Source organism: Micropruina glycogenica (assembly GCF_900289045.1).
GTDB lineage: Bacteria > Actinomycetota > Actinomycetes > Propionibacteriales > Propionibacteriaceae > Micropruina > Micropruina glycogenica.
In genome coordinates this window covers 3,374,672-3,400,538 of the sequence record NZ_LT985188.1, presented here as the reverse complement: position 1 = coordinate 3,400,538, position 25,867 = coordinate 3,374,672, and the positions used below count along the sequence as shown (strand labels likewise).

Genomic DNA, 25,867 nt, shown 5'->3' with positions numbered 1-25,867 from the left:
CCCCACCTGAGAGAGTCCGGCGTCCGCCGGAATGGCGAAGCGCCGGCTCACAGTGCCTTCGCTGCAGTAGTCGTTCGCTCCCACGCTCGACGAGATTCCGACGTCCGCCGCCATGACGGGACGGACCGCATTCACCCACCCACCACCGGTCGCCTCACCTCTCACGTGAGAGATCCCGACGTGCACGGGAATGACGAACGCAGCCGGTTGTCAGCCGAACAGGTGCAGGGCCGCACCGGCGATGATCGGCACCACCCCGATCAGCAGAAACGCCGGCAGAAAGCACACCATCAGCGGCATCACGCTGCTCACGCCGGCGCGCCGGGCGCGGGCCTGGGCGGCGGCGTGCAGAGTGCGTTGAGCCTCGCGGGCGTGCTGCCGCAGCAGCGGCGCCAGCGCCACCCCGCTACCGGCCGCGTGCCCCAGTTCGCGGGCCAACGACTCGAAGGCCGGGTGTCTGCGGCCCAGTTCATGCCACGCGTCCTGCTCAGGAGTGCCCAGCCCAACCGCGGCGTCGAGCCGAGCCAGCACCTCGCCCACCGGCCCTCGCAGTCCCTGCGCCACGGCCGCCACGGCGTTGCGTAGGGGCAGGCCGGCCTCCAGGCACACCGCCAGCAGCGTGCAGACAGCCGGAAGGGACGACACAACGGCCAATTCTTCGCGGCGTCGGGCGGGTGACCCGAGTCGTCCGAGACCCACGAAAACGACGATGCCGAGCAGACCACCAAGCAGGACGGCCCTCGAAGCCTCGCCCTGCACGCCGAACACCACGCAGCCGACGATCGCGGCTGCTGCCGCGCGCGTCACCGTGCTGGGCGCACCCTCGACCGGTGTGAGCCACCCGCGAAGCCCGCTGGAGGGGTGGCCGCTGTCGACCACCTTCACCAGCGTGTGGTGCCGACCCGGTGCCACGATCAGGTACACCGCCACTGCTGCGGCGAACGCGGCCAGCAGCACCAGCTGTGCTGAACTCATCGCAGTTGGCCCGCCCGGTCGGCCAGCTTCTCGCTCCACACCACGCCGGCGACTGCCAGAGCCACCCCGAGGGCCAGGCACCACAGGCCGCCGACCGACGAGATGAGAAAGGCCACCGGGTCGCCACCGATCAGGTACCCCATGCCCAGGCCGACCAGCGGCAGAAACCCGAGCAGCCGGCCCGTCATGCGCGCGGCGGCCAGTTCGGTGCCGACGCTGCGGCGCAGTTCGCGCTCGTCGATCAAGCGGGTGGCTAGATCGTCCAGAAACGTGGTCATCGACGCGCCCGTGCGTTGTGCGATTCGCCACGTGGCCGCGAGGCCGCACAAGCCCTCGTAGCCGGGACGATCACCGACTCGTTGCAGTGCTTCGGTGAGATCGCCCCCGATACGAAAGTGCGCCGCCGATTCGGCGAAGCACGGTGCGCTTTCGGCCACCAGCCCCAGCGCGCGGGCCGGCGGATGACCGGCGCGCAGCAGAGCCGCCAATTCGCTGCTGCCCCGGGCGACCTCGTCGGCGGCACGGTTGCGCTGGTGAGCGCGGTGGGCCTGCGTGATGGTCCAGACCGCCGTGGCCGAGCATGCGGCGGCAACGCCACTCAGCACCGCGCCGCGGTCGCCGGCCAGCAGCCAGCCCGCCACCGTGATGAACAGCACCCCGATGAGAAGCACGGGGATCAGCCGCACGGGGCGCTCGGGGCGGGTGGCGCGGGCACGCACCAGCACCCGACGCCAGGGCCTCAAGGGCCTCCACAGCGCGACCGCGGCGACCAGCAGCAACCCGCTCAACGCGGCCATCGCAGTGCCTTCGCCAACTCCGCCGCGCCGGGGTGCTGCACGGGGTCACCGCAGGGTGGGAACTCCCAGCCGGGCACCGGACGGCACAGGGCAGCCGCCTCGCCCCACTGCAGCAACGACAGCTCCTGCACCCAGCGCCGTCCGTCGGGCAATCGGGTGATGTGCACCAGCACGTCGAGCGCCGCGGCGGCCTGGGCGTGCAGCGCCGCGCGGGGCAGTCCGCCCAACGCCGCGAGCGCTTCGAGTCTGGCCGGCACGTCGGCGGCCGAGTTGGCGTGCACGGTGCCGCAGCCGCCCTCGTGGCCGGTGTTCAGGGCGGCGAGCAGGTCGGCCAACTCAGCACCGCGCACCTCGCCGACCACTAGGCGGTCCGGTCGCATACGCAGCGCCTGCCGCACCAGCGTGGCCAGATCGACCGCACCCGCACCTTCGGCGTTGGCGGGTCTGGCCTCCAGCCGCAGCACGTGCGGATGGGCCGGCGCGAGTTCGCGCGAGTCTTCGACCACCACGATGCGATGGCTGCGGTCGACTAGGCCCAGCAGGGTGGCGAGCAGGGTGGTCTTGCCCGAACCGGTGCCGCCCGAGATCAGAAACGCACCCCGTGCCGCCACCAGCGCCTGCAGCAAGCGCGCAGCCTCTGGGTGCATGGTGCGGTTGGTCACCCAGTCGTCCAGAGTGAGGCTGGTGCGAGCCGGCACCCGCAGTGACAGGCAGGTGCCCACGTCGGTGAGTACTCCGAGCAGCGCGTGTACCCGGGTGCCGTCGGGCAGCCGCGCGTCAACATACGGCGCTCCTTCATCGAGGCGGCGACCGACCACCGCGGCCAGCCGCACCGCCAGCCGGCGCACGTCGTCGTCATCGACGAACGGGCTCTCGACCGCCTCGAGGCCGCCGCCCCGGTCGATGTAGACGTGCTGCGGGCCGTTGACGAGCACATCGGTGACGCCGCGCAGGCCGAGCAACTGCTCCAACGGCCCCGCACCGGCGCTTTCTCGGCGCAGTGCATCGACCGTGTCGCGCACCGTGTTCTCGGACACCAGCAACCCGAGCCCGCGCAGCGCCCCCGCCACCGAGCCGGGGGTCAGGTCGGCACCGGTGCGCCCCAGCACCGAGCGGATGTCTTCGAGCGGCAGGCTGGTCATGCCGCCTCCAGCAACCGGTCGCACAGGGCACCCAACCCTCCGCGCCGCCGACCCAGCGGCGGCCGCTCGCCGCGTTCGGCCGCGGCGGCCAGCCGTGGGTCGTGCCGCAGCCGGCCGGCGACGGGCAGCCCCAGCACGTCTTCGGCCACGTCGTCGGGCAGGCGGGCGGGCGGTAGCTGGCGCACCACCAGTTCGGCTTCGGACGGTTCGAACGCGCGGAGCGCCTGACCGGCGGCCGCCAGCCCTCGGACGCTTCCGCCCACCACGACCAGGGTGCGGGACGCGTGGCGCACCGATTCGCGCGCCGCTGCCCCGACCCAGCGGCCGGGGTCGATGACGACGTGGTCGTACGTGCGCTGCAGCGAGCCGAGTACCGCGGTGAGTGGTTCGCGGGCCAGGTCGAGGTCGGGCCCTCGGGCCATCGACACCACGGCCACCCCGTCGACGACCGGCAGAAACTCGCGCAGATCGCCGAGCACTCCCTCGGCAGCAGTGAAGCGCGGCCACCGCCAGCCGGTGGTCTGCTCGGCCCCGAGCAGCAGGTCGATGCCACCGCCCAACCGGTCGGCATCGACCAGGGCCACCGACGACCCCGACTTGGACGCCGTCCAGGCCAGTGAGGCGGCCAGCGTCGAGGTGCCCACGCCGCCCGAACCGCCGAGCAGCACCGTCACTCGCCCGGTGCCCTGGCTGCCCGGACCGGCCAACACCGTCGACAGCCAGGCCCGCCCCTCGGGCAGCACGATCACCTCGGCCCCCAACGGCATCGACCACAACGCGGCCGCCCCCACGTCACGCCCGACCAGAAACACGCGGTCTCGGCGCGGCAGGGCCAGTGCCGCGACCTCGGCCGCGGCATCGACCCCGACGAACACGGTCGAAGCCGTCTGCCACCGGCCGCCCAGTTCGCTCGGGTCGCACAGGGCGGGGCGCTGACCCAACGCCACCGCCGCCGTGGTCACCAGGTCGCGCACCTCGGCATTGGCCGAAACCACCATCACGTCGTCCACGCCGATCAGTTTGAACACCAACACCGCTCGGGTGTTCAAACTGATCGGCGTGAAGGTGATCGTCGACATCCGGCCACGCGCGGCACCACGGTGCGTCGGCCCCGTACGATGCCAGCGTGACCACCTCGAGCCTGCCGAACGCCCTCGACTGGCTCGTCGAGGGCTCGAACGGCCCCACGCTGGTGATCGGACGCTCCGCATCGCCTTTTGCGGCGGGTCTGGCCGGCCAGCCCCTCACGCTGGTCGATCGCGACCGTGCCGGCGTTTCCGCCATGCTGCGCCGCGCCCCCTCGGCCATTCCGCTGGTGGCCGCCGCCGAGGCCCTGCCGCTGGCGCCGTGCACGTTCGAGCGCGTGCTGCTCGCCCAGAGCTTTCACCAGTTGGCGCCCGGGCTGGCCCTTTCGGAGTTCGCCCGCGTGCTGCGTCCCGGTGGCCGCCTCGGCATCAGCTACACGGTTCGCGACGACTCGGTGCCGTGGGTGAAACGTCTGGTGGCGCTGGTGCGTCAGGTCGACGCGCAGGCGATGAGCGGCGACTACGGCACCGATTCGCTGCAGGCGCTCGACGACAGTGCCTACTTTCCCACCGTCGAAACCCGGGCGTTCAGGCGCTGGGTGCCGATCGATCGGGACGGGCTGCTGTCGATGGTCGAACGCACGCCGGTGGCCCAGCAGTTGGACGACGCCACCCGCGACGCGTTGCTGGCCGACGTCGCCGCCCTCTACGAGAACGCGGCCCGCCCGCCCGAGCCGCTGCTGCTGCCCTACCGGGTGCTGTGCTGGCGTGCCCGGGTCGATCACACCGAGTTGACCGCTCCGCTCGACCTGCCAGACGACGGCCTGCAGATTCAGCTCTGACCGCCGCAACGCCGCTCGGTGACCGTCTGCACGCTCGCCGACCCCAAGATCGGTCCCAAAGGAGGCCAGACAGCCCGTCGGCTGCCCACTAGGCTGAACGACACAGCAGCGAAAGGGCGGCTTTCACATGGCGAACCAGCTAGACATCGCGGACGCGATCAAGGCCATTCAGGCCGACGTCACCACCATCGTGCGCGGCGAGGTCGAACTCGCCAAGGCCGAACTGGTGCCGCAGGTGAAGTCGGCCGGTATCGGCGCCGGCTTGTTCGGTGCTGCGGGCTACTTCGGCATCAACGGGCTGGCGCTGGTGTTTCTGGGCCTGTCGGCGCTGGTTGCGAACTGGTTCGCCACTTCGCTGGGCTGGGCGCCGTTCCTGGCCGCCTGCATGGGCTTGGTGATCATGGCTGTGGTGCTGTTCCTGATCGCCGGCGTACTGGCGCTGGTCGGCAAGAACAAGGTCGCCGCCGCCAAGGGCCCGCAGGCCACGATCAAGCAGGCCGAAGACTCCGTCGACGCGGTCAAGGACGCACTCGCGCGCGGCCAGTCCCAGGCTGAGGCCGAAGTCGAGGCTCGCAAGGCCGCCCGCAAGGCCGCCCCGAGCATCACGGCAGGAACGTCGACGAGGCCCACCTTCGTACCGCCCGGTTCCTGAGCAGAACCCAGCGAATCGCCGATCAAACGCGGGCCGTTGGTTGAGTGTCTCGAAACCCCTGGCCGCAACGGGTCTCGACAAGCTCGACCAGCGAAGACAAGCTCAACGAAGGCGCCAGAACGCACGCCTCACAGCCTGAATCACGACCCGACCAGGTAGACCGCCGACTCCCACGGCCGCAGCACGTCCACCGTCGGCTGCTCGTGGGTCGCGATCAGCACCTCGGCCCCGGTGACGTCCGGCACGTCGCCCGGTTGCAGCCGCACCTCGTGCGACGACATGTTGGCCACCGTCACCAGCACCTGATCGCCCAGCGTGCGCGTGTAGGCGAAAATCTGCTCGTGGTCGGGCAGCAACAACTCGAACCGACCCTCACGCACCACCTCGTGGTCGTGCCGCAGCCCGATCAGCCGTCGGTAGTGGTGAAACACCGAGCCGGCATCGGCCCTTGCCGCGTCGGCGTTGATGGTGACGTGGTTGGCGTTCACGGGCAGCCACGGACGTCCTGACGTGAAGCCGGCGTTCGGGCCCTCGGTCCACTGCACCGGAGTGCGCGCGTTGTCACGACTCTTGGCCGCCAGCCCGGTGAGCACCGCTTCGACCGGCAACCCGGCAGCCGTCGCCAGCCGGTAGAAGTTCACCGACTCGATGTCGGCGTACTGTTCGGCCTCGGTGTAGCCCGCGTTCGTCATGCCCAGTTCCTCGCCCTGGTAGACGTACGGCGTGCCGCGCAGCATGTGCAGCACCGTGCCGAGCGTCTTGGCCGAGGTGACCCTGAACTCGTCGGAGTCGTCGCCGAACCGGCTGACGACCCGCGGCTGGTCGTGGTTGTTCCAGTACAGCGAGTTCCAGCCGTCATCGGCCAACCCGTACTGCCACAACGCCAGGTTCGCCTTGAGGTCGGGCAGGTGCAGCGGGGCCAGAAAGAACTTGCTCACCCCCGGCTGCTGGTCGAGGCTCATGTGCTCGAAGGTGAACACCATGCCCAGCTCGTCCGCCTCGAACGAGGTGTACCGGCGGGCGTGGTCGACGTCGACCGCGAGCATCTCGCCCACGGTGAACAGTTGCCGCTGCGACAGCCCGACGGCGGCGTTCATCTCTTTGAGGAACTCCTCCAGCCGCGGCCCGTTGGCCACCATGCCCGGGTCGTAACACAGCCCGCCCAGCCCGGGCGTCGGCTCGCCGTCGACCAGCGGCAGGGTCTTGCTGATCAGGTTGATCACATCCATGCGAAAACCGTCGACGCCGCGCTCGACCCACCAGTTCATCATCGCGTAGACCGCCTGGCGAACCGACGGGTTCTCCCAATTGAGGTCGGGCTGCTTGCGGCTGAACAGATGCAGGTAGTACTCACCCGACGCCTCGTCGTACTGCCACGCCGAGCCGGTGAAGTACGACCCCCAGTTGGTCGGCTCGGCACCCTCGGCACCCGGCTCGAAACCCTCACGGGCGGGTCGCCACACATACCAATCGCGCTTGTCAGAGGCAGGGTCACGACTGTCGATGAACCACTGGTGCTCATCAGAGGTGTGGTTGACCACCAGATCCATCACCAGCTTCATGCCCCGCTGATGCAGGGCCGCGATCAACTCGTCGACGTCGGCCAGCGTGCCGAACAACGGGTCGATGTCGGTGTAGTCGCTGATGTCGTAACCGTTGTCGTCTTGCGGCGAGCGGTAGATCGGCGACAGCCAGAGCACGTCGACACCAAGAGCGCTCAGGTGGTCGAGATGATCGATGATGCCGCGCACGTCGCCGATGCCGTCACCGTCACTGTCGGCGAACGATCGGGGGTAGATCTGATAGACCACGGAACTCTTCCACCACGTCATACCACGATCCTGCCGCAGGGCGTCCATCACCGCCACTGGACGGAAATCACGCCACTTTCGCCGGCCACGGCGAAGCGGCGGCACAACCCTCCAGTGGCGCTCAGCTACCGGCGGCGTCCGCGCAGAAAGCGCTCGGGAATCTCGGCCAGCCGCTCGCGGCGCCACGGCCGGGTCCAACCGGCCAGGTCGAACAGCCCGTCGAGCAGGTAGGCGGTGAACCCCCACACGAACAGTTCGCCGACCACGAAACCGGGCCCCTCGAAGCCCGACTCGTGCCTCCAGGTGACCCGGTTGGCCGGGTCGAGCAGCACGTCGAGGGGCACGCTGTGCACCGCCGCGATCTCGCCCACGTCGACGGGCACCAGCGGTCGCGGCGCCTGCCACGCCCCCACCACCGCCGTCACGTCGAAGTCGGACGCCCGGACGTGCGCCGGCGGCAACACCCCCAACACGTCGATCTCGGACGGCGCCAACCCCACCTCTTCGTCGGCCTCGCGCAGCGCTCCGGCGACCGCCGACACGTCGGCCGGCTCGATGCCGCCGCCGGGAAAGGCCACCTGGCCGGCGTGGGTGCGCAGCCGGGCGTCCTTTTCGACCAACACCACGCTGGTGGCCTGCGGGTATTGGGCCAGCGCGATCAGCACCGCAGCCGGTCGCCCGCCCGCGGCCCGCCGCGACGCCACCGCGGCCGCCGCCTCGGGGCCGGCGAGCGCGGTGCGCAAGGGTTCGAGGTCGAACCGAGTCACAACGTCACACCGAGCTCGTCATGGGTGAGCTGCTTGAGTTCGTCGTAGGAGTGCACGCCGCCGATGTAGGTGCGCACCAGGCGTCCGTCGGCGTCGACGAACAGCGTGATCGGGATCGCCACCGGCAGTGCCAGCGCCGCGCCCAACCGTCGGTCGGGATCAGCCATTTGCGGGTACTTCCAACCCACCAGCGACGCGAACTCGACCGCCAGTTCGGGCCGCGGGTCGGCGTAGTTCAGCCCGAGCAGCAGCACCTTGCCCTTGCCGACCTGCGCGAACTCACGCAGAAACGGCGACTCGGCACGGCACGGCGCGCACCACTGCGCCCACAGGTTGATCACCATCGGTTTGCCGCGCAGCCCGGCCAACCGCACCGTCGAGTCGCCGCCCAGGCAGTCGAGCGTCAGGTCGGGCAAGCCGTCGGGTCGGGCCGCCACCGTCTCGGACGACTCGGGGCACGCCGCGATGCCGGCCGCCTTTCGTGCCTGCAGCACCTCGGCCTGCGTCGCCGGAACAAAGGTCGGGTCGGAGCTGGCCGATGGCTCTTCGACGCGCGTGATCGTGCAGCCGGCGAGCAGCATGAGCACCGCCACGGCCGCAGCCGACACGCGGGCCAAGCGAGATTCCGGCGTTCGCCGGAATGACGGAAGACGCCGGAACGACGGAGCGCGCCCGCGGCTCATCCGCGCGGCTCTCGCAGTAGTTTCACCGCGACCTTGGGGTCGGTGGGCCCCTCGCCGTAGCTGGGGCACAGGCGCGCCACCGGGCACGCCCCACAGGCCGGACGCCTCGCGTGGCAGCACCGGCGACCGTGCCAGATCACGTTGTGCGAGAGCTGCGTCCAGTCGCTGCGCGGGAACAGTGAGCCCACTTCGGCCTCGACCACGTCGGGCTTGGCCGAGTCAGACCAGCCGAAGCGTGCCGACAACCGCATGAAGTGAGTGTCGGTGGTGATGCCCGGCACGTCGAACGCGTTGCCCAGCACTACATTGGCGGTCTTGCGACCCACCCCGGGCAGCGTGACGAGGTCTTTCAGGCGCCCCGGCACCTCGCCGCCGAAGCGCTCCACCAGGGCGGCCCCCAGCTTGATCAGAGCGTCGGACTTGGCGCGAAAGAAGCCGGTGGGGTGAATCAACTGCTCCAGCGTCTCGCGCTCGGCCGCGGCGTAGGCGGCCGCGTTCGGGTAGCGCGCGAACACCGCCGGGGTCACCAGGTTGACCCGTTTGTCGGTCGACTGGGCGCTCAAAATTGTGGCGACCAGCAACTCCAGCGGGTTGCAAAAGTCGAGTTCACAGCGCGCGTCGGGGTAGGTGGCGGCCAGGGTGCGGTTGATCGCCCTGGCCCGCCTGACGAGCGCCGTGCGGGTTTCCATCAGAACGCCGCGGCGCTGGCCTCGACGACCAGTTCGAGTTCGACGGGTGCGTCCAGCGGCAGCACCGAGACGCCCACCGCCGAGCGTACGTGCACGCCGAGGACCCCGAAGATCTGGCCGAACAGCTCGCTGGCCCCGTTGGCGACCTGCGGCTGCGCGGTGAAGGACGGGTCGGAGGCCACGAACACCACCACGCGCACCACGCGTCGAATGTTGTCGAGGCCGCCCGCCTGAGCCGCAGCCGCGGCCAGGGCGTTCAACGCCGCCACCCGGGCCGCTTCGATCGCCACCTCGAGCCCGACCTCGGCACCCACCTTGCCGGTGGCGATCAGGGTGCCGTTCACGGTGGGCAACTGACCCGAGGTGAACACCTGCCCGGCGGAGGCGACCGCGGGCACGTAGGCGGCCAGCGGCCTGGCCACCGCAGGCAACACCAGCCCCAACTCGGCGAGACGCTGGGACGGCGTCAGGCCGTCCAGCTCGTCGTTCACCCGTCCTCCAGCGGCCGCTTCAGGTAGGCGACGAGGTTCTGCGGGTTGGGCCCCGGAACCACCTGCACCAGCTCCCACCCGTCGGCGCCCCACTGGTCGAGAATCTGCTTGGTCACGTGCACCAGCACCGGCACCGTGACGTACTCCCACTTGGTCATGGCGCAACCCTAATGCCCGGGGCCGACAGCGGTCGCCGCGTACGCTGGCAGGCATGCCAGAGCGCTGCCCGCTGCACATCGTGACCGGCAAGGGCGGCGTGGGCAAGACCACCATCGCGCTCGCGCTCGCCCTGCGGCTCTCGCGTGAGGGGGCCCGGGTGGTGGTCGCCGAGGTCGAAGGACGCGGAGGGCTCGCCTTGGCGTCAGGCAGTGCGGTCGGCCACGAGCCGAAGTTGCTGCTGCCCACCCGTAGCGGCCGCATCGAGGGCGTCCAGATCGACGCGCGGGCCTCGTTGGCCGGCTATCTGCAGCGTTACTACCGGCTCGGCTTCGCCGCGGACCTGCTGCAACTCGACCCGCTCGTCGACTTCGCCACCCGCATCGCCCCTGGCCTGCGCGACATTCTGCTGATCGGCCAGGTGACGCACCTCACCGAGACACACCCGGGCATCGACGTGCTGGTGCTCGACGCGCCGCCCTCTGGCCGCATCGGCTCGTTTCTCGGCGCCGGGGTCGGCTTGACCGAACTCACCGACGGCAGCCCGATCGCCGAGCAGGCCGCCTCGGTGATGGACGACCTGCGCGACCCGACCTGCCGCACCCACGTGGTGACGCTGCTGGGCGACCTGCCGGTGACCGAAACCATCGAAACCGTCGCGGCCCTGCAGGCACTCGACCTGCGGCTGGGCACGGTGATCGCCAACCGCTGCATCGCCGTTCCACCCGTGCCCGACCCGCTGCCAGGGGCCCCCGACGGCATCACCCCCGACGACTGGAATCGCATGACCGCCGCCCTGCTCGACGAGGCCGACCGGGCTCGTGGCCAGGCCGCGTGGCAGGCTCTGCTGCGTTACCGCACCGGGTTGGGCGTCACGTGCGTGGCCGACCACGACCCGTCCGGGCACGGTCTGAGCACGCTCGCCGACCAGCTGGAGCTCGCGTGACCGCCTTCGTGCCCGACCAGCTGCTCACCGACCCCAGGCTGCGGCTGCTGTTCTGCGTCGGCACCGGCGGTGTGGGCAAGACCACGCTGTCGGCGGCGCTGGCGGTGCGCGCCGCCCAACTGGGCCGTAAGGTCGTGGTGGTCACCATCGATCCCGCCCGGCGACTGGCGCAGGCGATGGGTTTGGACGACCTGGCGCACGAGCCGACGCCCGTGCCGTTGAGCGATGCCGTCGGCAGCCTCGAGGCGATGATGCTCGACGTGCGGCACGCCTTCGATCAGGCCCTCGCCGCCCAGAACACCCCTGAGGACGCCGAACGCATCAAGGCCAACCCCTTCTATCAGGCCCTGGCTGAGGCGTTCTCGGGCACCCAGGAGTACGTGGCGATGGAGAAGGTCGGCGAACTCTCCCGCCGGGCGGAGCAGGCCGGAACCTGGGATCTGATCGTGGTCGACACCCCGCCGAGCGCCTCGGCCCTCGACTTTCTCGACGGTCCGAATCGCCTCGAGGCCCTGGCGCACAACCCGCTGCTGCGCGTGGCGCTGGGCCTTCCCCGCGGCCCCTTCGCCTTTCTGGACGCCGGTGCGGCGCTGGCCACCAAGGCGCTCGACTCGATTCTGGGTGGACGCCTCTTCGGCGACCTGCGCACGTTTCTTCGGGTTTTCGAACGGGCCGTGCTGGGCTTCGAGGCCAACGCCACCCAGACCCGCACCCTGCTGAAGTCCGACCGGGCGGCGTTCGTGGTGGTGGCCGCACCCCGGCCAACCCCGGTGGGCGAGGCGGTCGCGCTGGCACGGCGGCTACGGCACGACGGGCTGCCGCTGCGCGGTGTCGTGATCAATCAGGTGACGCCGGTGGCGCCCACGTCAGCCGAGGCGCTGGCCGCGGCCGACCTGCACGCCGATCAGGCTCAGCAGCAGGTGCTGGCCCATCATCGGCGGGCGCAGCAGCGACGGGCAGCAGAGCGTGCGGCCGGCCGTCCGCTGTACGACATCGGTGTTCCGGTGGCCGAGGTGGCACTCGCGCCCGGCGGCGTCAGCGATCTGAGATCACTCAGCGAGTTGTGGCTGGGGCTGCAGCAATAGCCGCCGCCACGACGTGATCTCGGTGTGCTTGCGCAGCAGCCTGCGGCGTTCGCGTTCGGTCATGCCGCCCCAGACCCCCCACTCGATGCGATTGTCGAGCGCTTCTGCCAGACACATGGCTTTGACCGGGCAGCCGGCACAGATCGTGCGTGCACGTTTCTGCTCGGCACCGTCGGGGAACAGGTCGTCCTGCATGCCCCGACACTTGGCCTGCATCGGCCAACTATCGGTCTCCATGACTGTCATGGGTCATCACCTATTTCGGGGGAATCGGAACACCGGACCGCTACTACCGATTGTAGTGGTTGGCGTCGCACACGCAAAGTCGAGGTACGCGCAAATCAACGAAAACCCTGGCGAATCTTCAGCAACACGGTGCTCAACCGACGAATCTCTCGTCGGCGCCGCCACCCGGCACGGGGTTCGGCGGGCCGCAACTCAACGTTCACGTCCTTCTCAGGAGTCGATACGGGGCTCAGGTTGAGCGTCACGTAGTCTGGTGACCATGCGTTTGGGGAAGAGGCTCTACTCGCTGGTCATGTTTCTCGTGGTCAGCGTGCTCGGCGGTTTGTTGATCGCGGGGCTCGTCGTACCCGCCGCGGGTGTGTCGGCCGAGGTCAGCAAGTCCACCGCAGCGGCCATGGACGCCCTGCCGGCCGAATTGGTCGAGGTGCCTCTGGCGCAGAAGTCGAAGGTGCTGCTGGCCGACGGCTCGACGCTGGTCAACTTCTACGACGAGAACCGGCAGTACGTCACCCTCGACAAGATCGCCCCGATCATGCAGAAGGCGCAGATCGCGATCGAAGACCACCGCTTCTACGAGCATGGCGCCATGGACCTGCAGGGCACGCTGCGTGCGCTGGTCAGCACGGTCCGCGGCAACACCCAGGGCGCGTCCACCCTCACCCAGCAGTACGTGAAGATGTCGCTGATCAGCGCCGCGCAGGCCAGGGGTGACTCCGACGGCGTGCAGAAGGCGCAAGAGAACACCATCACGCGCAAGATTCAAGAGCTGCGCTACGCGATCGCCCTCGAAAAGCAGCTCACCAAAGACCAGATTCTCGAGCGCTACCTCAACATCGCCTATTACGGCGACGGCGCCTACGGCGTCGAAGCGGCCGCACTCAACTACTTCGGCGTGCACGCCAGCAAGCTGACCCTGCCCCAGGCCGCCTTGCTGGCCGGCATGGTGCGTAACCCGGTGGGCACCAACCCGCGCACCAGCGGCCTCGCGCTGGTGGCCAAGCAGCGCCGCAACGACGTGCTCGACCGCATGGCCCAGAAAGACGTGGGCGTGATCACCGCCCAAGAGGCGGCCGAGGCGAAGGCCACGGGGCTGGGGCTGGTGAAGCCCAAGAGCAAGCTGCACGGCTGCGCCAACAGCGAGTTCCCGTTCATCTGCGACTACGTGAAGCGCACCATGCTCGCATCCAGCAACCTCGGCGCCACCGTCGAAGACCGCGAGAACGCCCTGTACCGCGGCGGCCTCACCATTCGCACGATCATCGACCCGAAGGTGCAGCGCAAGACCGAGAAGGCGATTCGCAGCTACCTCGACCCGCGCGACCCCGTCGATTCGGTGATGGTCATGATCCAACCCGGCACCGGCCTCATCGTCGCCATGGCGCAGAACCGCCAGAAGATGGGCACCAAGACGAGCCAGACCTACTGGAACTACGCGGTCGGCAAGAGCATGGGTGGCGGATCCGGCTACCAGGCAGGTTCGACCTTCAAGATGTTCGTGGCGGCCGCCGCGTTGAAGAACGGACTCGGGGCGTACGGCAACATCAAGGTCAAGCCGCAGATGGACTTCAACGGCTGGAAGTTTCAGTCGTGCCAAGGCGCCGTCAGGGTGAACAAGCGCTGGAACGTGGTGGGTGTGGGTGGCACCTTCAACCTATTCACGGGAGCCACCAAATCGGTGAACGGCTACTTCGTGCAACTCGAGGCTGCAGCAGGCTTGTGCGAGGCCACCAAGATCGCGCAGGCGCTCGGCCTGCAGCCCTCCATCGACCCCAAGGGTGATGCGCTCACCAAGACATACAGCAACTACCCGTCGTTCACGCTCGGCGCGGTTGAGGTTTCGCCGATCTCATTGGTGAACGCCTACGCCACCGTCGCCGCGCGGGGTATTCGCTGCGAGCCCGTCATCGTCAAGTCGATCAAGACCGCTGCCGGTGGCGCGATCGAACCCCCCGACGCCAACTGCCGCCGGGTTCTCGACGAGGGCATCGCCGACGCCCTGGCCAAGGTGTTCCAGGGCCCCTTCCGCTCGGGCACGGCTCGTCCGGCACAAATCTCGGGCTACACGATCGCGGGCAAGACCGGCACGGTGCCAGACAACAAGGCCATTTGGACCGTCGGATTCACCCGCAACCTGGCCGGTGGCGGCATGATCAGCTACTCCAGTGATCCCCGGTTCAAGAAGTACTGGAGCGGGTATCGCAAGCAGGTCTACCTCAAGGGTGCACGCATGCAGCACTCCGGCCGCACCCTGTATGGCCTCTCCGGCCAAGAGGCGGGGGCACGCATCTTCAAACCTGCCTTCGCCGCGGCGCTGAAGGAGTTCCCGAAGGGTCCCGGCTTCGTCGATCCGCCCTACGGCATTCTCGCTGGTGAGAAGGTGGACGTGCCGAGCTGCTCGGGCGTCTCGAACTGCCGCACCGTGCTGCTCAATGCGGGCTTCGGGTCCTATACCGACACCATCGCGAGCAACACGCCCAAGGGCACGTTCCTCGGCATCAGCCCGTCGGGCGTGGCTGTGCGCGGCACCAGCATTCGCATTCTCATCTCGGCCGGCCCCAAGAAGGTGAAGAAGCCGAAGGACGACGTCAAGAAAGACGACAACGGTAGTGCGTCGCCCAAGCCGTCCCCGTCGCCCACCAAGAAGAAGTAGCCTTCCGACCGTGATCGGAGCCGTGTTGGGCCGCGTGGCGGCCGTTGGCGCGGCCTGCGTGGCCTACGGCTTCTACGAGGCCAGGCACTTCCTCGTCCGAAGGCAACGGGTGCCGATTCTGCCGCCGGGGTCGGCACCGCTGCGCCTGTTGCACGTGTCAGACATTCACGTGATGGCCCGGCAGGCCTACAAGACCGAGTTCATCAGCGCGCTGGCCGGGCTCGAGCCCGACCTGGTGGTGACCACCGGCGACAACTGGAGCGAGCAGGCGTCCCTGGAGCCCTTGATGCGGGCCTGGGGACGGCTGCGCGACGTGCCCGGCGTCTACGTGATGGGCTCGAACGACTACGAAGCGCCGACCTTTCGGCCGCCCATGGCGTACCTGATTCGCTCCACCGAGGGCCGCGCAGACCGCAACGAGCCGCTGCCGGTCGAGCAGTTGAAGGCGGCCTACTCCGAACGCGGCTGGGTCGACGTCGACAGCGGCCGCACGCTGATCACGGTGCGCGGCATCACGTTCGAGTTCCGTGGCACCGACGACGCTCACCTGGGCCGCGACGACTACGCTCTGGTGGCCGGCCCGCCGTCGGCCGAGGCGGACGTCTCGATCGGCGTCACCCACGCCCCCTACCTGCGCGTGCTGAACGCCATGACCGCCGACGGCGTCGAGCTGATCCTGGCCGGCCACACCCACGGCGGTCAGGTGTGTGTGCCCTACTACGGCGCCCTGGTCACCAACTGCGATCTCGACACCATTCGCGCCAAGGGTCTTTCGACCCACGCCCACGACGGGCACACCTCCTGGTTGCACGTGTCGGCGGGTATGGGCAGTTCGCCGTTCGCCACGTATCGGTTCGCCTGCCCGCCCGAGGTGACGGTGCTCACGCTCACCGCCTCGGACTCAAATGGCTGATCGCGAGCGACTCGTATAGACTGCTCGTCGGCCCGCGGGGCCTTCGGGGTGTGGCGCAGCTTGGTAGCGCGCGTCGTTCGGGACGACGAGGTCGCAGGTTCAAATCCTGTCACCCCGACCAGCGGTAAGCCGCTCTGACTCGACGAGACAGTCGATTCGGGCTGCGTTTCATCTCCGCGGAAACTTAACAAGTGACCGCGTAGATCTAGAGGGGTGCCTTCCCCCGGGGCCGGTTGGGGACAACCTACGCTGGTGCCTGGGGGTACTGAATGTCTCGATGTGTCTAACCACATGGCGGTCGAATGGTGGCTGCGCAAGGTAGCTGTCCCGGTCGCGGAGGCTACCCTGTCTGACCCGAACCGTTCTATGGCGGCCGAGGACGTGCGTGCCTACTTCGTTGGCGGGCGATCTGCTGGCGCAGGACGTGCGGTCTAGCTAAGAGGCGACACCTGACAGGCGGTTCGGCCAGTGGTCAACGATTCGCTGGATCGGTGCCAATCGGTCGGCGTAGTCCTAATGCCGCTGCAGAGTCGCAGTGCGTCCGTAGCGAAACTCCCACTTGCCAGTGGCCGAGAACAGGCAGGCAGCCACGACATCGAACGAATCGACGGCGTAGAAGCGAGACGCAGGGTCGCCCTTCGATGCGCGCGTCTTCGGCACTTCTACCTTGGGAGTGCCGTCCGCGAAGGGGTTGGGCTGGCGTTCTTGCGCTCGACCCGGAAGTAGCGCCCGTCCTTGAGCGTCACGTTGAAGTCGTGCATCGCGTCGATGTCCAGCCGTTCGACGTCAGCGACGTCCGGGTCGCTCCGCAGGAGCTGTTCCAGGTGGTGTTCCGCAACGCCACCGCGGACGGCTACGGCAAGTCGGTGGCGTCCCCGAATGATGTCGTCTGCACGAAACCACGACCCGAGGCTACCGAGGGGTGAGATCGAGCCGTCGCAGCAGTTGTGCGTTCAGCGCCACCAGGATCGTCGAGGCCGACATCAGCAGGGCACCCACCTCCATCGGCATGCTGATGCCGACGGGTGCCAACACCCCCGCCGCCAACGGCACCGACACGAGGTTGTACCCGGCCGCCCACCACAGGTTCTGCAGCATCTTGCGGTACGCGGCGCGCGACAACTCGATCACCGAGATCACCAGCCGCGGGTCGTTGCCCGCCAGAATCACGCCGGCCGAAGCGATCGCCACGTCGGTGCCGGCCCCGATCGCCAGCCCCACGTCTGCCTGGGCCAGCGCCGGTGCGTCGTTCACGCCGTCGCCCACCATGGCCACCCGCTGCCCTGCCTGCTGCAAGTCGGCGATGCGTGCCGACTTCTCTTCTGGACGTACCTGCGCCAGCACGGTGTCGACGCCCAACTCGCCGGCCACCTGCTCGGCCACGCCGCGTGCGTCGCCGGTGAGCATGGCCACCTTGATGCCCATCGCGTGCAACGCTTCGACCGCCTGGGCAGACTCCGGACGCACTTCGTCGGCCAGTTCGAGCGCTCCGACGACCGCGCCGTCGCGCACCACGAACAACCGGGTCGCCGCACGGTTATCCGAGTCGGGCAGCGGGTCTGCCACCCCGAGCTCATCGATCAATCGTGGGCCGCCGACCCGCACCTGAGCGCCGTCCACCGTGGCCTGCACGCCCAGGGCGGGCTCGGCCGAAAAGGCGGTCGCCGGGCTCAACGCCAACCCGCGCTCGGTCGCCGCCGTCACGATCGACCGGGCCAGCGGGTGCTCGCTGTCGGCCTCGGCAGCGGCCGCCAGTGCCAGCAGCCCGTCTTCGTCGAGGCCCGAGTCGGCGACGACCTGCACCCCCACCAGCCCCGGACGCCCCAACGTCAGCGTGCCGGTCTTGTCGAACACCACGGTGGTGATCGTGCGCATACGTTCGAGCGCCAAGCGATCTTTGACCAGAATACCCGCCCGGGCCGCGCGCTCCGTGGCGATCGCCGTCACCAGCGGAATGGCCAGCCCGAGTGCGTGCGGGCAGGCGATCACCAACACCGTGATCACCCGCACCACGGCCTCTTGCGGCTCACCGAGCCACGACCACACCGCGCCGGTGATCACCGCCGCACCGAGGGCGAACCAGAACAGCCACGCGGCCGCCCGGTCGGCCAGCAACTGAGCCTTTGAGGTCGACGCCTGGGCCTGCTCGACCAGTCGCCTGATGCCGGCCAGGGCGGTGTCGTCGCCGGTGGCGGTCACCTCGACCCGAACGGCCGAGTCGGTCGACACCGTGCCTGCTGTGACCGCGTCGCCCGATCCGTGGCGAACGGTGCGCGACTCGCCGGTCACCATCGACTCGTCGAACTCGGCTTCGCCGTCGACGATCGTGCCGTCGGCGGGCACCGACGCCCCGGGCCGCACCAGCACCACGTCACCGACAGCCAGGTCGGCCGGCGACACCTGTTCGATCGAGTCGCCGCGCACCACCTCGGCCACGTCTGGCAACAGTGCCGCGAGCGAATCCAGAGCGTTGGAGGTCTGCGCCAGCGACCGCATCTCGAGCCAATGGCCGAGCAGCATGATCACGATCAGCAGGGCGAGCTCCCACCAAAACTCCAACGTGTGCGCCAACAGGCCCAGCGTGGCGCCCCAACTGGCCACGAAGGCCACCGTGATGGCGAGCGCGATCAGCGTCATCATGCCCGGACGTCGCCCGCGCAGTTCGCCGACGGCCCCCGACAGGAACGGCCAGCCGCTCCACGCATACAGCACCGTGCCCAGCAGGGCGGGCACCCGGGCCAGCAGTCCCTCGGTGGGCACTGAGTAGCCGATCACCATGGCGAACATCGGCGACAGCGCCACCACCGGCACCGCCGGCACCAGCGACCACCAGAACAGCCTGCGAAACTGCGCCACGTGATCGCCGTGACCTGCGTGACCGCCGGCACCTGGGTGCCCGGCGTGCTGGTCGTGCGCGTGGTTCGCGTGCCCGTGCTGACCCGACGCGTGTGCCGGCGCGGCCTCGGGCGGTGTCGCAGGGTGCATCGACTCGTATACGTCCATCATCACTCCCTTTATACCCCCTGGGGGTATATAGGGTAACGTATGCGGGCCCTCGAACATTCCTCAACCGGACGCCCCGCGTGGCTGACCAGCCTCGAGGGCTACGCCGGCCTTCTGCTCGACGCTGCCGGGCGAGTGACCGGCACCGGACTCACCGGCCCGGGCCGCACACTGCGGTAGGTGGCGTCCTCGCGCTGATTCGGGCCATTCACCCGAAGCCGCAGCACATTCCGGCGCCGCCGAGCCAGCGAAGTTGCTGCGACGAGACGGCCCGATCGGCGACACTGGACGCGTTGCGTAGGTTCCCCCCTGAACACGAGGCACCGCATGAGCCAGCCGACCCCCCCAGCACAGCGCCGGCGACGGCGTCGAAGTGACCGACTTGCAGCGCCGCGTGGCCGAACTCGAAGCCACCAACCAGCAGTTTGACCGCGGCCCTCGACACCACCCCGGCCCCGCCTGCCAAGAAGCGCTGGCGCAGCCTGCTGGCGGCCGTGCTGATCGTGCTGGCCGGGCTGCTGGCCCCGGTGTCGATGCTGGGCACCTGGGCCAAGACCACGCTCATCGACACCGACTCGTTCGTGGCCAACTTCTCGCCCGTGATTCGTGACTCCGCCGTGCAGGCGTACCTCACCGAACAGGTGGCGGCCACCATCGAGCAGCAGGTCGACGTCGATCAACTGGTCGGCGACGCCGTGGACGCCCTGCAGTCGGCGGTGGGTGATCGGCGCGCGGCCGCAGCCGCCCTGGGGCTGCTCAGGCAGCCGGCGGTCGAAGGCATCCGTGGTGTGATCACCAGAGTGACCGGGCAGGTGATCACGTCCGACGCGTTCGCCGCCACCTGGGACCAGACCCTGCGCACGAGTCACACCCAACTGATCGGGGCGCTGAACGGCGACCCGTCCACCCTCGCCACCATCACCGACGACGGGCTGGGCATCAGGTTGGGCCCGATCGTCGAACGGGTGAAGGCCGAACTGATCGCGCGCGGGTTCACGCTCGCTCAACGCATACCGGCCATCGAGCGCACCATCGTGCTCGTGCCCAACTCTCAACTGAGTGCGGTGCAGGGCTACTACCTGCTGGCCGTGGCGGTGAGCGGCTGGCTGCCGTGGGTGGTGATCGGCCTGCTGGTCGCCGGGGTCTTGGTCGCCAACAGCCGCAGTGCCGCTCTGGTGGGTGGGGGCATCGCGCTGGCGCTCGGTGCCGGGGCGGTGCTGATCGTGCTGGCCGTCGCTCACGCGCTGCTGCCGACCGCCGTGCCCGCCACCGTGATGCCGGCCGACGTGCTGAACCTGCTGTACGCCATGGCGACCACCGGGCTGAACGACGTCGCGTACGGCCTGCTCGCACTGGGCGTGGTGATCGCCCTGATCGCCTGGGTGGGTGGCCGGTCACGCACCGCCACGCGGGTGCGCGGCGGCTGGGGTGCGGCCACCGCGTCGATGCGCCGCACCCGTGACGGTTACGGCCTCGACACCGGACGGTTCGGCCACTGGCTGTACACCGCGCGGGTGTGGGTGCGGGCCGGTGTGGCGGTCGTCGCGGTGCTGGTGCTGTGGGCGAACCGTCCGCTGAACGTCTTTCTGATCGTCTTCACCGTGGTGATCGCCGCGCTGGTGCTGCTGCTGGCCACCCTGTTGTGGCGTACGGAGCCGGTGACCGGGGACGCTCCAAAGACAGTGTGAGTTCGGGTATTGCAGACGACGCCCAAACTCACACTGTCATGAGACGGGTCAGTGCGACACCGGCACGATCACGCAACCTGAAGGGTCGAGTGTGAGCGCCAGGTCACCGTTCGGCACCTTCTCGGCGGTACGCACGGTGCCCACCTGGCCGTCGGGCAGCCGGACGTCCACGAGCACTTCGCCGCGTTGGTAGCGCTGCTCGATCACGGGCAACGCGGTGCCGGTCGGGTCGGGCACCAAGGCCGCAGGCCCGATGCCCACCAGCTCGTTCGGCGCCGCGCCGGGGCCGCCCAGGCGCTGCGACAACTCACCGGCCACGAACGGCCCGTAGCCCAGAAACCCGGCGACGGCCCGCGATTCTGGTTCGCGCCACAACACGTCGGGCGGGTCGACCTGCAGCAGCCGACCGGCCTGCATCACCCCGACCCGATCGGCCAGCGCGAACGCCTCGTCCTGGTCGTGGGTGACGTAGAGGGCGGTCGTGCCGGTTGCCCGCAGCGCGTCGCCCAGCACGCCGACCATGTGCTCGCGCAGGTTGCGGTCGAGCGCCGACAACGGCTCGTCGAGCAGCAGCAGCCGGGGGCGGGGCGCCAGCGAGCGGGCCAGCGCCACCCGCTGCGCCTGACCGCCCGACAGCTCGCTGACCCGGCGTTTGCCGTAGCCGGAAAGGCCCACCACGGCGAGCAACTCCGCCACCCGCGCGCGTCGGACGGCCTTTGGCTCGCGATACAGCCCGTACGCCACGTTGCCCTCGACGCTGAGGTGGTTGAACAACTGACCGTCTTGAAACATCAGCCCGAAGCCACGCTTATGCACGGCCACGTCCGTCAGGTCGTCGTCGCCCCAGCACACCTGGCCGGCGACCAGCGGTTCGAGCCCGGCGATGCCGCGCAGCAGTGACGACTTGCCCGACCCCGACGCCCCCAGCAGCGCCACGATCTCGCCGGGAGCGACGGCCAGGTCGACGTCGCCGACCGCCACCACGTCGCCATAGCGCACCACCGCGCCGGTCACGGTCAAGCCGCTCACAGTTCAGCCTCCTTGGGTCGGACGAGTTCGGCGGCCGCCATCACTGCGGCGGTCAGCACCGCCAACACCACCGAGGCGGCCAGCGCCATGCCGAAGTTGTCGGCGCCGGGTCGTCCGATCAGCCGGAAGATCACCACCGGCAGCGTCGGGTGGTCGGGCCGGGCCAGAAACGAGGTGGCGCCGAACTCGCCCAGTGACGTGGCGAACGCGAAGCCGACCGCCAGGCCCAGCCCGCGCAGGGCCAGGGCGCCGTCGATGGTGGCCAGCACCCTGCCGGGCGGGGCGCCGAGCGACGCCGCCGCCTCGCGCTGCCGTGGGTCGATGGCCCGCAGCACCGGCAGCAGCGTGCGCACCACCAACGGCAGGGCGACCACCGCCTGGGCGATGGGTATCAGAATCGGCGAGCTGCGCAGGTCGAACGGCGGCCGGTTCAGAGTGATCAGAAAGCCGAACCCGACCGTGACCGCCGACACGCCGAGCGGCAGCATGAAGACCGCGTCGAGCAACCGCACGCCGCCGGCCAGCCTTCTCGATCGTGGCCGTCTGGACGCCACCAGGCTCACCAGGGCGCCCAGCAGCACGGCCAGCGCCGCGGCCTGGGCGGCGATGGTCAGCGAGTTGAGCGCCGCCGTCCAGACCGGCACGGTGATGCTGCCCTCACCGGTGCCGGCGAGCAGGGCGTAGTTGCGCCACCCCCAGCCGTCGGCGGTGATGAACGAGCGCACCACCAGGTTGATCATCGGCAGTCCCAGCAACCCCAGCACCACCAGGGCGGTCACCAGGGTCGGCACCAGGTCACGACCGGCCCGCCAGGGCTGCTCGGTGGTGTCGTCGCCGCGCAGCCGCAACGCGTGCTCGGCGCGCGTGCGGGCGCGTGCGGCCACGAGCAGCGCGGCCACCACCACGACGAGTTGCACGATCGACAAAGCGGCCGCCGCCGGCAGGTCGAGCAACTGGGTGGTCTGGTACCAGATCTCGGTTTCGATGGTGCCGAAGCCCACCCCGCCCATCACCATCACGATGCCGAACGCGGTGGCGCAGAACAGAAAGACCAGCGAGGCCCCCGACAGCACGGCCGGCGCGATGGCCGGCAGCGTGACGGTGCAGAACACCCGCACCGGCGACGCCCCGAGCACCCGGGCCGCCTCGTCCGCGCGCGGGTCGAGCCGCGACCACAGGGCGCCGACGGTACGCACGATCACCGAGTAGTTGAAGAACACCAGCGCCAGCATGATGGCCGCGAACGACTCGTCGAGGCCGAGCCATCCGAGTGGCCCCGATGCCCCGAACAGCGAGCGGAAGGCGACGCCGACCACGACGGTGGGCAGCACGAACGGCACCGACACCAGGGCCCGGGCGAAGGCCCGGCCACGGAACCGCGTGCGGTACAGAAGGTAGGCCCCGGGCACGCCGAGCAGCACGGACGCCAGCGTGCCCGCGACCGCCAGCGCGAGCGTCTGGCCGATGATGCGCCAGGTGCGCGGTGACGACAGCACGGCACTGAGCCCGTCCAGGCTGAAGACGCCGTCGATCACGAAGCCGCGACTGATCAGACCGGCGACCGGCCAGGCGAAGAAGACGACCAGAAAGCTCACTGGCACCAGTACCGCGATCGCCCAGAACCCCCACGACAGCGACCAGCCCTGCCTCGCTGAGTGCGTCACCTCGACGGGCGTCGGTCGTGTTTGTCGAGCTTGTCGAGACCCAGCGTCAACTGCTGGTCGAGCTTGTCGAGACCCGTCCGTCGGAGCGCCGCTAGACCCTCGCGCGCCGCTAGACGATCGCCCGCCGGTGGTCTCGACACGCTCGACCAACGCACGCTCGACCGATGGTTCGACGGGCGAATGGGGCTTCATGATCAGCCGATCACCTTGGCTGTCCAGTCGCGAATCCAGGTGTCACGATCGGCCGAGATCACCGCCGCCGACACCGTGAACGGCTTCGTGGCCAGTGGTGCGTGCGCCACCCACTCTTCGGGCAGCGCCACCGACGTGTCGGCCGGGTACATGTACATCTGGCCCGGAATGTCGGCCTGCACCTGCTTACTCAGCATGAAGTCGATGAACTTCTGCGCGCCGACCTGGTTCTGGGCGCCCTTGATCACTCCGGCGTACTCGACCTGCCTGAAGCACGTCTCGAGCAGCGCGGTGGTGTTCGACTCTTTGCTGCCCTTGGGCACCTCGAACGCGGGCGAGGTGCTGTACGACACCACCAGCGGCCGCGAGCCCTTGCCGGACGAGCCCGAGAACTCCGTCGAGTAGGCCTCGGTCCAGCCCTTCACCACCTTGACGCCATTGGCCTTCAGCGACGTCCAGTAGTCGAGGTAGCCGGGGTCGCCCTTGGCGCCGACGGTGGCGGTCAGCCAGGCCAGACCGGGCGACGATGAGGCCGGGTTCTCGGCCACCAGCAGGTCTTTGTAAGCGGGCTTGGCGAGGTCGTCCAGGGTGGTCGGGATGGCCAGGTTCTTGGCCCTGAACCACAACTTGTCGGCATTCACGCAGACGTCGCCGAAGTCGATCGCGGTGAGCGAGCCGGAGTCGTCCGGCTTCAACTCCGCGACGCTGGCCGGCAGGTTCGCGGGCGTGTAGGGGGTCAGCACCCCCTGGCCGATCGCGCGGCCCGCGAAGGTGTTGTCGATGCCGAACACCACATCGCCCACGGGCGAGTCCTTGGTGAGGATCAGCTGGTTGACCAGCGTGCCGGCGTCGCCGTGCGCGACGTAGGTGGCGGTGTACCCGGTCTCGTCGGCGAACTGCTTCTTCAGCGCGTCGCTGATCGCGAACGAGTCGTGGGTGACGACCGTGAGCGTTTTCGACTCGGTGGGTGCGACGGTCGATCCGGCGCCGCTGGGTGACGTGGTCGCGGGGCCGGTGCACCCGACCAGCGCTGCCAGCAGTGCCAGCGTAACGACGCTCTTGATGGTGTTCATTCGTTCCTCCTCATCGGAGGGCTCACCCATCGGTGAGGAGATCCCGACTCCCTACGCCGGTGCTAACCGGATCAGGTTCGAGGGTCTGCGGTGGCCCGCACTCTCAGCGCCCTGATGGCGCTCCCCTGTCGCTGCCAACTATACCTGCATCGACGCCGTGTCCGAGATGATATTTTCTACACTATGCTGTATGTAAATAAGGAGCCACCGTGACCGCCTTGCAGATGACCGACCTGTCCGACCTGGCCCACCTGGTGAGCGTGCAACCCGAAGCGACGGTGTCGCGCACGGTGCTGCGCGCCGAGGGCACCAACGTGGTGCTTTTCGCCTTCGACGCTGGTGAAGAGCTGCGCGAGCACACCGCCGCCCTGCCGGTGCTGCTGCAGACCCTGGAGGGCGCGTTCGACATCACCGCCGCCGGCCGCACGGTGACCCTGAGGCCGGGCGACCTGATTCACCTTCAGACCCGGCTGCCGCACGCGGTCAAGGCGCTCGAGCCGTCGAAGCTCGCCCTGTTTCTGCTCACCGGCAACTGAGCCCTACCCCCCAAGGAGACAAGGGTGAGCACGCTGCCGCAAGCCGACCGTCCCATCGACGACGTTCAAGGCCACTGGCTGCTGGCCCGACTCGGCAAGCGGGTGCTGCGTCCCGGTGGTCTCGAACTCACCACCCAACTGCTCGACGAGGTGCACCTGGCGGGTGCCGAGGTGGTCGAACTCGCGCCCGCCATCGGCCGCACGGCCACCCTGATTCTGGCCGCCGAACCCGCCGGCTACGTGGGGGTTGACGCCGACCCGTCCGCCGCGGCCCTGGTGGTCGGCGAGCGGGGCCGCATCGTCACCGCAGACGCGGCCGACACCGGCCTGCCCGGCGGGAGCGCCGACGTGGTGATCGGCGAGGCGATGCTCACCATGCAGTCGCCGCGCGGCAAGAAGGCCATCATCGACGAGGCCGTCCGAGTGCTCAAACCCGGCGGCCACTACGCCATTCACGAACTCGGCCTGCAACCCGACGACCTCGACCCCGCGATCGCCGACGAGAGTCGCAAGGCGTTGGCCCGCTCGATCAAGGTCAACGCGCGCCCACTCACCGCCGCGGAGTGGACGGCCTTGCTCACCGAGGCCGGGCTCGAGGTCGAGTGGGTGGGCCGGGCGGCCACGGCGCTGCTGCAGATGCGCCGCAATCTGGCCGACGAGGGCGTGCACGGCGTGCTGCGCATCGCCTGGAACCTGGTGCGCAACCCGGGAGCCCGCAGGCGCGTATTGAGCGTGCGCCGCACCTTCACCCGCTACGCCGACCAGTTGACCGGCATCGCGCTGGTGGCCCGCAAGCCCGCCTGAGCGCTGCG

26 protein-coding genes, 1 tRNA gene and 1 riboswitch are annotated in these 25,867 nt (G+C 69.3%); of the genes, 12 read left to right on the top strand and 15 right to left on the bottom strand.

Going from position 1 to position 25,867, the window contains the following annotated elements; translation table 11 throughout:
* Nucleotides 1-210: 210 nt before the first annotated feature.
* The 4 genes from MPLG2_RS16005 to ssd are packed head-to-tail and all read right to left on the bottom strand — an operon-like array spanning nt 211 to nt 3,993.
* Nucleotides 211-975 (bottom strand): type II secretion system F family protein, encoded by a 765-nt coding sequence (locus MPLG2_RS16005; protein ID WP_105187008.1) that lies wholly within the window; start codon nt 973-975, stop codon nt 211-213.
* The gene (locus tag MPLG2_RS16000) at nt 972-1,772 is read right to left on the bottom strand and encodes a type II secretion system F family protein (protein ID WP_105187007.1); all 801 of its coding nucleotides are present in this window, start codon (nt 1,770-1,772) and stop codon (nt 972-974) included. Before MPLG2_RS16000 ends, MPLG2_RS16005 begins: the two co-directional genes overlap by 4 nt.
* Nucleotides 1,760-2,914 carry a TadA family conjugal transfer-associated ATPase gene (locus tag MPLG2_RS15995; protein WP_105187006.1) on the bottom strand — a complete coding sequence of 385 codons (1,155 nt, stop codon included), beginning with the start codon at nt 2,912-2,914 and terminating at the stop codon, nt 1,760-1,762. The genes MPLG2_RS16000 and MPLG2_RS15995 overlap by 13 nt, the downstream gene beginning before the upstream one ends.
* Complete coding sequence (ssd, locus tag MPLG2_RS15990) at nt 2,911-3,993, bottom strand: septum site-determining protein Ssd (RefSeq protein ID WP_158681276.1); 1,083 nt, start codon at nt 3,991-3,993, stop codon at nt 2,911-2,913. The genes MPLG2_RS15995 and ssd overlap by 4 nt, the downstream gene beginning before the upstream one ends.
* Nucleotides 3,994-4,040: 47 nt before the next feature.
* On the opposite strand from ssd, the gene MPLG2_RS15985 reads away from it, so the two are divergent.
* Nucleotides 4,041-4,781 carry a methyltransferase domain-containing protein gene (locus MPLG2_RS15985; RefSeq protein WP_105187005.1) on the top strand — a complete coding sequence of 247 codons (741 nt, stop codon included), beginning with the start codon at nt 4,041-4,043 and terminating at the stop codon, nt 4,779-4,781.
* Between the two features lie 127 nt (nt 4,782-4,908).
* Nucleotides 4,909-5,433, top strand: a complete 525-nt coding sequence (locus MPLG2_RS15980; RefSeq protein ID WP_105187004.1) for a phage holin family protein — start codon at nt 4,909-4,911, stop codon at nt 5,431-5,433.
* 140 nt (nt 5,434-5,573) lie between these two features.
* Here MPLG2_RS15980 and MPLG2_RS15975 read toward each other — a convergent pair whose 3' ends face one another.
* From MPLG2_RS15975 to MPLG2_RS19145, 6 genes are all read right to left on the bottom strand, one after another.
* A complete protein-coding gene (locus MPLG2_RS15975; RefSeq protein ID WP_105187003.1) occupies nt 5,574-7,265 on the bottom strand; it encodes a glycoside hydrolase family 13 protein in 1,692 nt (563 codons plus the stop codon).
* A 104-nt stretch (nt 7,266-7,369) separates the two neighbouring features.
* Nucleotides 7,370-8,011: an NUDIX hydrolase gene (locus MPLG2_RS15970; protein WP_105187002.1), complete on the bottom strand. Its 642-nt coding sequence runs from the start codon at nt 8,009-8,011 to the stop codon at nt 7,370-7,372.
* Complete coding sequence (locus MPLG2_RS15965) at nt 8,008-8,619, bottom strand: TlpA disulfide reductase family protein (RefSeq protein ID WP_158681275.1); 612 nt, start codon at nt 8,617-8,619, stop codon at nt 8,008-8,010. The genes MPLG2_RS15970 and MPLG2_RS15965 overlap by 4 nt, the downstream gene beginning before the upstream one ends.
* Before the next feature lie 71 nt (nt 8,620-8,690).
* Entirely contained in the window at nt 8,691-9,383 is a 693-nt protein-coding gene (gene nth, locus MPLG2_RS15960) for an endonuclease III (RefSeq protein WP_105187000.1), read from the bottom strand.
* Entirely contained in the window at nt 9,383-9,853 is a 471-nt protein-coding gene (locus MPLG2_RS15955) for a RidA family protein (RefSeq protein ID WP_197710212.1), read from the bottom strand. The genes nth and MPLG2_RS15955 overlap by 1 nt, the downstream gene beginning before the upstream one ends.
* Before the next feature lie 17 nt (nt 9,854-9,870).
* The gene (locus MPLG2_RS19145; RefSeq protein WP_197709991.1) at nt 9,871-10,032 is read right to left on the bottom strand and encodes a DUF4177 domain-containing protein; all 162 of its coding nucleotides are present in this window, start codon (nt 10,030-10,032) and stop codon (nt 9,871-9,873) included.
* A gap of 53 nt (nt 10,033-10,085) precedes the next feature.
* Here MPLG2_RS19145 and MPLG2_RS15950 point away from each other — a divergent pair, with 53 nt between their 5' ends.
* Together MPLG2_RS15950 and MPLG2_RS15945 are read left to right on the top strand one after the other, a co-directional pair.
* Nucleotides 10,086-10,976: an ArsA-related P-loop ATPase gene (locus MPLG2_RS15950; protein ID WP_105186998.1), complete on the top strand. Its 891-nt coding sequence runs from the start codon at nt 10,086-10,088 to the stop codon at nt 10,974-10,976.
* Nucleotides 10,973-12,061, top strand: coding sequence for an ArsA family ATPase (locus tag MPLG2_RS15945; protein ID WP_105186997.1), 1,089 nt, complete (start codon nt 10,973-10,975; stop codon nt 12,059-12,061). Before MPLG2_RS15950 ends, MPLG2_RS15945 begins: the two co-directional genes overlap by 4 nt.
* Here MPLG2_RS15945 and MPLG2_RS15940 read toward each other — a convergent pair.
* Nucleotides 12,026-12,307: a WhiB family transcriptional regulator gene (locus MPLG2_RS15940; RefSeq protein ID WP_105186996.1), complete on the bottom strand. Its 282-nt coding sequence runs from the start codon at nt 12,305-12,307 to the stop codon at nt 12,026-12,028. The two genes, MPLG2_RS15945 and MPLG2_RS15940, sit on opposite strands and share 36 nt — an antisense overlap.
* A 259-nt stretch (nt 12,308-12,566) precedes the next feature.
* Here MPLG2_RS15940 and MPLG2_RS15935 point away from each other — a divergent pair, with 259 nt between their 5' ends.
* The 4 genes from MPLG2_RS15935 (at nt 12,567) to MPLG2_RS18665 (ending at nt 16,796) form a co-directional block, all read left to right on the top strand.
* Complete coding sequence (locus MPLG2_RS15935) at nt 12,567-14,957, top strand: transglycosylase domain-containing protein (RefSeq protein ID WP_158681274.1); 2,391 nt, start codon at nt 12,567-12,569, stop codon at nt 14,955-14,957.
* A 10-nt stretch (nt 14,958-14,967) separates the two neighbouring features.
* Nucleotides 14,968-15,870 (top strand): metallophosphoesterase, encoded by a 903-nt coding sequence (locus MPLG2_RS15930; RefSeq protein WP_105186994.1) that lies wholly within the window; start codon nt 14,968-14,970, stop codon nt 15,868-15,870.
* A 44-nt stretch (nt 15,871-15,914) separates the two neighbouring features.
* A tRNA-Pro gene (locus tag MPLG2_RS15925) sits at nt 15,915-15,991 on the top strand.
* A gap of 634 nt (nt 15,992-16,625) precedes the next feature.
* The gene (locus MPLG2_RS18665) at nt 16,626-16,796 is read left to right on the top strand and encodes a hypothetical protein (protein ID WP_158681273.1); all 171 of its coding nucleotides are present in this window, start codon (nt 16,626-16,628) and stop codon (nt 16,794-16,796) included.
* Here the strand turns inward: MPLG2_RS18665 and MPLG2_RS15915 are convergent.
* Entirely contained in the window at nt 16,783-18,873 is a 2,091-nt protein-coding gene (locus tag MPLG2_RS15915; protein ID WP_231935693.1) for a heavy metal translocating P-type ATPase, read from the bottom strand. The genes MPLG2_RS18665 and MPLG2_RS15915 overlap by 14 nt on opposite strands.
* 42 nt (nt 18,874-18,915) lie before the next feature.
* Here MPLG2_RS15915 and MPLG2_RS18660 point away from each other — a divergent pair, with 42 nt between their 5' ends.
* Both MPLG2_RS18660 and MPLG2_RS15905 read left to right on the top strand, forming a co-directional pair.
* Nucleotides 18,916-19,053 (top strand): hypothetical protein, encoded by a 138-nt coding sequence (locus MPLG2_RS18660; RefSeq protein WP_158681272.1) that lies wholly within the window; start codon nt 18,916-18,918, stop codon nt 19,051-19,053.
* A 245-nt stretch (nt 19,054-19,298) separates the two neighbouring features.
* Nucleotides 19,299-20,561: a hypothetical protein gene (locus tag MPLG2_RS15905; protein WP_105186991.1), complete on the top strand. Its 1,263-nt coding sequence runs from the start codon at nt 19,299-19,301 to the stop codon at nt 20,559-20,561.
* Between the two features lie 48 nt (nt 20,562-20,609).
* Here MPLG2_RS15905 and MPLG2_RS15900 read toward each other — a convergent pair whose 3' ends face one another.
* The 3 genes from MPLG2_RS15900 to MPLG2_RS15890 form a co-directional block, all read right to left on the bottom strand.
* Complete coding sequence (locus tag MPLG2_RS15900) at nt 20,610-21,590, bottom strand: ABC transporter ATP-binding protein (RefSeq protein WP_105186990.1); 981 nt, start codon at nt 21,588-21,590, stop codon at nt 20,610-20,612.
* Nucleotides 21,587-23,254 (bottom strand): ABC transporter permease, encoded by a 1,668-nt coding sequence (locus tag MPLG2_RS15895; protein ID WP_231935692.1) that lies wholly within the window; start codon nt 23,252-23,254, stop codon nt 21,587-21,589. The genes MPLG2_RS15900 and MPLG2_RS15895 overlap by 4 nt, the downstream gene beginning before the upstream one ends.
* 194 nt (nt 23,255-23,448) lie before the next feature.
* Nucleotides 23,449-24,519, bottom strand: coding sequence for a thiamine ABC transporter substrate-binding protein (locus tag MPLG2_RS15890; protein ID WP_105186988.1), 1,071 nt, complete (start codon nt 24,517-24,519; stop codon nt 23,449-23,451).
* A gap of 31 nt (nt 24,520-24,550) precedes the next feature.
* Nucleotides 24,551-24,656: riboswitch (TPP riboswitch) on the bottom strand.
* Nucleotides 24,657-24,743: 87 nt separating this feature from the next.
* Between MPLG2_RS15890 and MPLG2_RS15885 the strand changes: the two genes are divergently transcribed.
* Nucleotides 24,744-25,055 (top strand): cupin domain-containing protein, encoded by a 312-nt coding sequence (locus tag MPLG2_RS15885; RefSeq protein ID WP_105187714.1) that lies wholly within the window; start codon nt 24,744-24,746, stop codon nt 25,053-25,055.
* Nucleotides 25,056-25,079: 24 nt separating this feature from the next.
* Nucleotides 25,080-25,859 (top strand): class I SAM-dependent methyltransferase, encoded by a 780-nt coding sequence (locus MPLG2_RS15880; protein WP_105186987.1) that lies wholly within the window; start codon nt 25,080-25,082, stop codon nt 25,857-25,859.
* Nucleotides 25,860-25,867: the final 8 nt, after the last annotated feature.